At 28.5% G+C, this 6,037-nt stretch carries 8 protein-coding genes; 7 read left to right on the forward strand and 1 reads right to left on the reverse strand.

The window, feature by feature from the left end:
- Positions 1-252: 252 nt before the first annotated feature.
- The 7 genes from V6251_RS09335 to V6251_RS09365 all read left to right on the forward strand — a co-directional run bounded on the left by V6251_RS09335 (position 253) and on the right by V6251_RS09365 (position 5,722).
- Complete coding sequence (locus tag V6251_RS09335) at positions 253-684, forward strand: hypothetical protein (protein ID WP_341588001.1); 432 nt, start codon at positions 253-255, stop codon at positions 682-684.
- A gap of 270 nt (positions 685-954) precedes the next feature.
- A complete protein-coding gene (locus tag V6251_RS09340; protein ID WP_341588002.1) occupies positions 955-1,572 on the forward strand; it encodes an SIMPL domain-containing protein in 618 nt (205 codons plus the stop codon).
- On the forward strand, positions 1,573-2,223 hold the full coding sequence (locus V6251_RS09345) for a hypothetical protein (RefSeq protein ID WP_341588003.1): 651 nt from the start codon (positions 1,573-1,575) through the stop codon (positions 2,221-2,223).
- A 241-nt stretch (positions 2,224-2,464) separates the two neighbouring features.
- Positions 2,465-2,860, forward strand: coding sequence for a hypothetical protein (locus tag V6251_RS09350; protein WP_341588004.1), 396 nt, complete (start codon positions 2,465-2,467; stop codon positions 2,858-2,860).
- A 6-nt stretch (positions 2,861-2,866) separates the two neighbouring features.
- Positions 2,867-3,757 (forward strand): hypothetical protein, encoded by an 891-nt coding sequence (locus tag V6251_RS09355; RefSeq protein ID WP_341588005.1) that lies wholly within the window; start codon positions 2,867-2,869, stop codon positions 3,755-3,757.
- A gap of 259 nt (positions 3,758-4,016) precedes the next feature.
- Positions 4,017-4,451 (forward strand): hypothetical protein, encoded by a 435-nt coding sequence (locus V6251_RS09360; RefSeq protein ID WP_341588006.1) that lies wholly within the window; start codon positions 4,017-4,019, stop codon positions 4,449-4,451.
- The gene (locus V6251_RS09365; protein ID WP_341588007.1) at positions 4,451-5,722 is read left to right on the forward strand and encodes a DUF6575 domain-containing protein; all 1,272 of its coding nucleotides are present in this window, start codon (positions 4,451-4,453) and stop codon (positions 5,720-5,722) included. The genes V6251_RS09360 and V6251_RS09365 overlap by 1 nt, the downstream gene beginning before the upstream one ends.
- Positions 5,723-5,764: 42 nt before the next feature.
- Here the strand turns inward: V6251_RS09365 and V6251_RS09370 are convergent.
- Positions 5,765-6,037 (reverse strand): transposase (locus tag V6251_RS09370; protein ID WP_341588008.1); only part of this gene is annotated, 273 nt, incomplete at its 5' end.

Genomic DNA, 6,037 nt, shown 5'->3' on the forward strand with positions numbered 1-6,037 from the left:
TTGAAAAAATCTAGTGCTATTTAATTGTAAATGAATACTTAAAAAAAAGCATCCAAAAACAATTATATTTTATAATCATTCTAAACAAACGCAACCTCTTAAATATCAGTACAGATAAGGCATAACGCAGAAAATATACGTAGTTATACGTACAAAAACAATCCAAAAAAAGATATAAGTTTGCTTAACCTTTTTAACTATAAAAAAGGAATATAAACAAACTAATATCAACCAAATTTTAAACAAGAATTTATGAAAAAAAGTACTTTACTAATCATGGCTATTACAGTGTCATCTTCATTTTTATTTTCCAGTTGTGGAGTAATATTTGGAGGTAGCAAGTACAATGCTCAAATTGAAGTAAAAGATCACCCAAACGCATTAATTTATGCTAACGGAGAGAAGATCGGAATGGGTGAAGCACGCTCTCAATTTAAAAGAAACCAACCTTTAAAAATTGAAGTAAAGCAGGACAATTGTGAGCCTAAAACAAAAAATTTCGAGAACAAATTCAGAACTGGTAATTTTATTTTAAGCACAATATCTTTCGGATTAATTGGAGTTGGTGTAGATTTAGGTACTGGAGCAGCATACAAACCAGATCACAAAAATGACACTAGCATTGAAAAGTTATCTACTAAAAACTTCAAGTTTACAGTAGACTATTCAGAATGTAAAGAATAACAATTATAGTAAGTTATCAAAACCACCTTTTCAAGGTGGTTTTTTTATGCTCTAATTTTAGTTTACGGATTACCGTAAAAAACAATGAAACCAGAAAGGTAACTTAGCTTTTGACAAATAAATTTACGTAGTAATACGTATAGACTAATTAAATTAAAAGAACTAAATTGGACTACCGAATGATTTTAAACATTAAAATGCACAACTATTAATTAGAAAAATAACCACACAATCGCTTCAATAAAAAAACAACCCAAAGCATAACCAATTATGAAAAAAACACTTCAAATTTTACTTGTAACCTTAATTTTTTCTACAACCATTTATGGTCAATCTACTGAAAGATTCATTCGTATTATCGGAAACGCAAAAAAAGAACTAACAGCAAATAAAGCCAAAGTACAATTAACGATTACCGAACAAAAAGCAACTAAATACAAAGAGGACTCAAAGGACATCGCGTTTGAAGACGTATATAATACTACCATTGCTGAGCTTTCAAAATACGGAATCGCAGAAAGTGATCTTGAAGTAATCATTCAAAGTAAAACCTACTCTAGAGCCACCAGTAAAAGTTATTATTTTACAACAGACATTAACACCCTAGAAGATATCGCAAACATAATAGTAGATGGTGTAAAAATAACTGACATTAAATACTTATATGATACTTCTGATGAAGACCTAGAAACAGAATTAAGCCTACTAGCTATTAATGATGCTAAGCGAAAAGCAAAAACAATTGGTGACGAGATAAATATGACCATTGGAAAAATTCTTAATATCGAAGTCAAGGAATCTTCCTTTGGAACCGATACTGTAGAAAGCAAGAAAAACGAAATCACAAAATCGTACAGAATAGCAATTACCTTTAAACTAGTTGATTAAATGAAGTTATATATACTAATCCTATGGTTTATAACTTTTGCCTATTACAGTCAAGCGCAAAGTATAACCTTACGTATTTTAGGGCAATCCAACTATACTGAATATGCTGAAAGCAACGTAGTATTACTATCTGTCCAACAACATGATATCACAAAAATAGAAGCTTTAAAAGACTCGCTAACAGCAAACGGATTGGACAACCCAGTCGTTAAAGTAGCCACGTCAAAAAACCAACAAATAACCCATTACAAATTTGAAAATCAAGACCTAAATACATTTGACAACGTATTGGTTTGGTGTAGTGCATTGCAAATTAATGTTTACAAAATCTATTTTAAAATGCCAGAACACCAATTTAAAAACGAGTATGATCATGCTGTTTTGGCACTAAAAAATGCCAATACACAAGCAAAAATATTAGCCAATCACTTAGGATACAAAATTGAAACTATTCTAAATATTGATGACGAAACCACCTATGCAAACCCAATATACGACACCATTGATTTTGATAGTAGTAAAGGACAAAGGATGTTAAGATTTCTTGAGTTATTAAGTAACAGAGACGTAACCTATGACACCAAAAGTAATAGTCCATCAAAATCTGGAGGCTATAATATATGGGTAACGTATAGACTAACAAAAACATAACAACCATTTACAACTAATTATTTATGCTTTTATTTTTAGTTTACGGTTTACCGTAAAAAATAATGAAACAAGTGTTATATCTTAGCTTCTGACAAATAAATTTACGTAGTTGTACGTATATTATAGTTGTAAAAAATAACCTAGCTTTGGCTAGCCTTATTAAAAAATAAAAGGATAGCAAATAGGGATAAATTCCTTTGGGAGTTTATTCTATTGTTGTGGTGCATTAGAAAAACCAATTATGAAAAATAGAAAATTAGGACTTACTTTATCAATTTTTGGTTTTTTGATAGCAATATCCGGAATATATTTTGACAATATTCAAGAAGGATTTACAGTCATTAATGGAATGAAATATTTAGGTATCTTAATGTTGATTTCAGGTTCCTTGATAACTTATTTTTCATCGCAACCGTACACTTTAGAATTCGTGGAAAAGGATTGGAAAAAAACAAACGAAGGATATCAAATTCTTATCAAAAATCGCACTCATAGAAAAAGTAGCCCAATATGTACTATTTTAATGAAAAATGATGAAGGATTTGAAGAAATATTTACAGACATTCAACTAAATCCAAACGCAGTCTTGTTTAAAATATCAGGCTCAACTTTTGACGGAAAATTAATTATAAAATAAAAAAAATTGCAGAAAATAGAATACGGAGATATTAATAAATTTTTAGTTTCAATTGGTCTTGTTCTAATCGGTCTTGCCGTATTGACACCATATTTGTATTTGAAAGAAGACTTTGGATTATTTATAACAACTAAAGAATTTAACGAATATCAAGAACCAATTCAATCACTCATTCTTGATAAGCAGAAAAAAGTTGCATTTATTCAATGTATTATAAATTGGATTCCACTTGTATTAGCCTTGAGTGGTATTGGATTGATTATTTGGGGTCTTCGTAGATGGTTTGAACGACAATCAAAAATCGATGAACGATTTGATAAAGAGATTATGATTTTAGACTTACAAATCGAAAAACAATCTGCGACAGAAAAATTAGAAAACATCAGTAGAGATTTGAATGAAATTCAAATTGGAGAAAGCAAGAAACCGAATGAAATTCAACAAAAAGTATTTAAGAAATATTTAGACGTTGAGAAAAAAGTTGCAGAGTTATTTGAAAATTATAGTAGTCCAAATTTTAGTATTTACACAGATATTAAAATTGACAAAAAATATGATGTCGATATTTTATTACGTTCAAAAAGCAACAAGTTTTCGGACAGAATAATTGAAATAAAATACTTTTCAGATTATTTACAAGCTAATATTTTAGAGTCAGCTCTTAACAGATTAAACAGAACATCAAGCCATTATTTTAAATTGACCAACAAAAAAATAGTTCCTGTTTTTATTGTAGTCTATAATAAAGAAAAGGTTAGTCAAGAATCAATTAAGAAAAGTGAAAAAGAATTGTCTGAATTCGTAAAAGGTATTGATATATTTAAAAGAATAAAGATAGAATTTATTGATGAAAATTTAATTTCAGAGTTTGATATAAAGTCAGTGCTAAAAAAATAACGCACCACAACAACGTGTATAAAACATAGCTATTATAGGCTTTACGAGAGGTTTTTGTATATTTATAAAGTACGCCAAATTTTTTATTTGGTTATATTTATAAAAGAAAATTAAACATAAAAATAAAAAATTTGGCTCGTGCTAAATCCGAAAAGCTAGCGTTTATTTATACGCTACGTTTCATACACCTGACCGTTGTATGCAATGCGGAAAAAAATTGCGGGAATAATTATATATTAGCAATATATTGAAAAATCATATGAATAAAATCTACAAATACCAAACTGATTTTGATGAAATCAAAAATGTCTGTAATTGTCCACAATCAGAATATTTTGAGTATTCAGAAAAAGAATCATTCAGATTTGTTTTTTCAGACAATACACATCCAAACAATTTTCTACCACCAGCAAAGATTAATCCTAAAAGGTATCTTTCAAAATCAGAACTGGAAAGATGCGAAGCATTGGGTTTATCAATGTATGGAAAAAAATCAGGTGCAATTCATAAGTTTAATGATTTGATAACTACCTTTAAGAACTTTAAAAAAGTTATTGGTACACATATTGCAATTGGTATAATAGAAAAAGAAGATGGACACATCACTGACGAAGACGAAATAACTCACTTTGATATGTACGAATTTAAAGATATTGATTTATCAAAGAAGTTTAATATTATCGAAGAACTATAATGGAAAAGGTTAAAGAAACACTCATACCGAAAAATTCTTTACCAAAGATGATTAAGATTCGAGACTTAATCTACTTTGATGGTCCATTATTGTCTCACTTTGAAACAATTTATAATGAAAACTTTTTATTCTATTGGGTTGATACTAATCAAGATTTTAATCGCTGGCTAATATTCAGAACATCAGAAGTGCTTCTTGATAAATATATTGAAAAGAAAAAGTCACTACTGGAATTGATGACTGACGAAAATATTGGTAATTTTTATAAAATAGATATTGATAATGATTTAAATCACAATAATTTATCAATTATAGAATTTAAAGATATTCCAGAATCTTATCTTCCAGAAAAAAATAGTTTTTATAATTTCCAAAGTATTAATTCAGATGACGAATTAAAATACATTTCCGAAAGGCAAAATGTTGGTATTTTACAAGCTTACTATAATGAATCTTCAAAAATTGGAAAAGGAACTATTGAACTCGAAATTTTAGCTGAATCTTTAAATGATTTCAGCAAGATAAATAAAGGTATAAGAAAAGCTTTTATTGTAAAAGAAAGAGCTAATTTCAATAAAACAAAATCAAAAAATAGTCAAATTAAATTTGATGAGCAAGCTGTATTACAAGCTTCTTCTTTTCATTATTTTGGCAATACTTCCAGGTCATTTGGTGCTTTATTCAAACCTACTTCACAACAATCGAATTTCCCTAGTTTAATTAGTTTAGAAGATCGATATGTTGAGTTTTTAGTAAAGTTTTTTCAGAGTTCATCTGACAAAGATGAATTTACTACATATATAAAAGATGTCGATAAAACAGTAATAGATAGTTACAAAAAACTTTTAAGTATAATCAAAAAATCTAAAATTCAGTTTAATTTAAATTATCAAAATAGCACCTCTAATTTCAATACTTCAAAAAAAATAAGCTATTCTTTAGCAGGAGATATATTAAACAACATTAATGATTTGGTTTATGATAATTCTAGAGATGTCTATTTAACAGGTCGATTTACCGCATTAAATCTAAAAACAGGTCATTATACATTTGAAAGTGTAAGTGAAGAACAAAAATTGATTGAAATTTCGACTGGTTATCTTGATAGTGATAGAAGAGAAATGTCTTGGAAAATAAAATGGGAAAAACTATATAATGTAGTTATAACAAGAAAAGAAGAAAAGAAAACTGGACATAAAAAGATTAAAGAAATTGATACTTTAGTTTCATTTAGCGAAATAGAGGGACAAACTTTTAATGAACAAAACTAAGCACTGCATACAACAAAGAACTGAGTTAAAAACCAAGCCATTTTAAGCTAATCTTGAAACAAAATTTTCATCATAAGGTTTCCCTCTTTTAGCAATAGCGAAAGCCTGTTTTAATAACTTATTACCTACTGCTATTAATGCCAGCTTCTTACTTTTTCCTTTAGCGACTAATCGTTCATAAATCTCTCTACAAGCCTTATTGTGCTTACACGCTGAAAAAGAACATAAAAACAATAGATTCCTTAGTTTCTTGTTGCCTACTTTACTTATTCTACTTCGACCTCTTACACTACTCCCTGATTTTCGTATAGTGGG

This window comes from Olleya sp. Ti.3.14 (genome assembly GCF_038154885.1).
GTDB lineage: Bacteria > Bacteroidota > Bacteroidia > Flavobacteriales > Flavobacteriaceae > Olleya.

What these genes read in the sequence shown, in the direction of transcription:
- V6251_RS09365 (WP_341588007.1), top strand. Translation starts at nt 4,451, where the DNA reads ATGGAAAAGGTTAAAGAAACACTCATACCGAAAAATTCTTTACCAAAG.
- V6251_RS09360 (WP_341588006.1), top strand. Translation starts at nt 4,017, where the DNA reads ATGAATAAAATCTACAAATACCAAACTGATTTTGATGAAATCAAAAAT.
- V6251_RS09350 (WP_341588004.1), top strand. Translation starts at nt 2,465, where the DNA reads ATGAAAAATAGAAAATTAGGACTTACTTTATCAATTTTTGGTTTTTTG.
- V6251_RS09340 (WP_341588002.1), top strand. Translation starts at nt 955, where the DNA reads ATGAAAAAAACACTTCAAATTTTACTTGTAACCTTAATTTTTTCTACA.
- V6251_RS09345 (WP_341588003.1), top strand. Translation starts at nt 1,573, where the DNA reads ATGAAGTTATATATACTAATCCTATGGTTTATAACTTTTGCCTATTAC.
- V6251_RS09335 (WP_341588001.1), top strand. Translation starts at nt 253, where the DNA reads ATGAAAAAAAGTACTTTACTAATCATGGCTATTACAGTGTCATCTTCA.